The organism is Microcoleus sp. BROC3, from assembly GCF_036702515.1.
Lineage (GTDB): Bacteria > Cyanobacteriota > Cyanobacteriia > Cyanobacteriales > Microcoleaceae > Microcoleus.
The window spans coordinates 1-1,714 of sequence record NZ_JAUBTQ010000165.1; the positions used below are offsets into that span (position 1 = coordinate 1).

Consider the following 1,714-nt stretch of genomic DNA (forward strand, 5'->3'; position numbering starts at 1 on the left):
ATATATGAATTTACCCGGTCAAGGAATCCAACTCTATGCCCGGTTGAATTGGCGCAACCTTAGAGATTCGAGCAATGACGTGAAGGTTATGGACAACAGCGACTCGACGTAGATCGAAGAGATTTTTCCGTTGTCCAAGATACCGAGCACGATCACCCTGCCAATGACCAATATGGGCTAACGAGTGTTCAACAGTAGTACGCCTTCTCAACTCGAGACGACCAGAGGCAGTAGATTGACGCGCTCGCAACTCTTGCATTAAGGCTTCATCAGGATGAATGGATACAGTCCGTCCTTTTTTACTGTTTGTGCAGTCGGCTCTTAAAGGACAAATTGTACATTCACTCTGAGGAAAACGCACAATTTTTCCCGGTTCAAATGGGACAGTGACCTGATTGGGACAGCTAATTAAATGGGTATCCCAATCCAAAAAAAAGGAATTTTTATCAAACCGGCCAGAATTTCTGACTGGCGTTGCCTTGCAAAATATCTTTAATGTTTCATCCCGTTGTGTAACCCAATGACTAGATAAATAACCCCGGTCAATATGTAACTCAGCTAAATAAATATTTTGAAATTTTAAGTCTCGTTCGAGGTCAAGGGTAGCAGCCGATTCGGGGGTATTGGCACGAGTCAAGGCCACGGCACAAACCACACCACTCTCTAAATCTTTGAGGATGTGGCGTTTATAACCATCTATCTTCTTAGATCGGCTTTTCCTTCCATGCCGCATATCTGGGTCCTCAATAGAAATGCGACGATATGCGGCCACTCCTTTGCTTAAACTCGGAACTCCTTGAGAGTCGAAAGCTACATTTTGAGATTCAATCACTCGGGCCACATCCAGAGTTTCTTTGGCGACTCCAAACTTATCACAATCAGACTGGCTTTGCATCCATTTTTCTACAGAAAATAAGCTGTTTAAAAGGATTAATAGTGCGTTTTGACGCTCTCCTGGCTCATCCCAGTTTAAGTCTAAGGCTGTTTTTAAGCTGGAACTATTGAGAATTGGCGCACCAGCTAACTCGGCAATTTCTGCTAGCTCCCGCCCCTGTCCAGCACGGGCGATCGCACTCACTGCTTTACGCAAAGCATGACCCAAGAGATTATATGTATCTTCGACTTTACCAGCTCCCCATAACGGGGAAGAATCTAAAGCCGCTTTGAGTTGAGATGAGCCAAACCCACCTTTTTGCTTGGCAATTTCTACGGTGCGGTCAATTAAACGTCGATCTAATTCTTTTTTAATTAAGCGATTTCTGAATCTAATTAAAGTCGGTTTGCTGAAAGGGGGAGTTTCACAATTAAGGCAATCGAGAACTAACTGCCAACGTTTATCCATCAGCATTTCTTCAATCACTTCATCATCAGAAATCCCTAGATAGGCTTGCAGAATAATTGCTAAGGCAATTTGTGCCGGAGGAACTGGGCTATTACCCACGGTGCTGTCTTTAAAGATGGTAGCGAGTTCTTCTTGGAACTGATCATTAAAGATGAATAAACGGTTAAGTCGCAGAAAGGTGAATAGTTTAGCCCGTTTAATGCGTTTGATAATCAACGCTTCATGGTCTGATAGTTCAATTGGAGGATGCCATAAGGGAGGACGCATAGGGTTTTTTTCTTCTTCCTGATTGTTAGGATTTAACAAGCTCCTCAATTTACCTATCATGCTCGCCCACTTTTGTCAAACCCCTCTACTGTACCGACGCCCTAG

General features: G+C 43.6%; 1 protein-coding gene. It reads right to left on the minus strand.

The annotated features are described in order from the left end of the window. Positions 1 to 10: 10 nt before the first annotated feature. A complete protein-coding gene (locus tag QUB30_RS33520) occupies positions 11 to 1,609 on the minus strand; it encodes an IS1182 family transposase (RefSeq protein ID WP_333342662.1) in 1,599 nt (532 codons plus the stop codon). Positions 1,610 to 1,714 lie beyond the last annotated feature (105 nt).

Bases quoted from the DNA above. Each gene is read 5' to 3' on its own strand.
- QUB30_RS33520 (WP_333342662.1), bottom strand. From the start codon at position 1,609: ATGCGTCCTCCCTTATGGCATCCTCCAATTGAACTATCAGACCATGAA.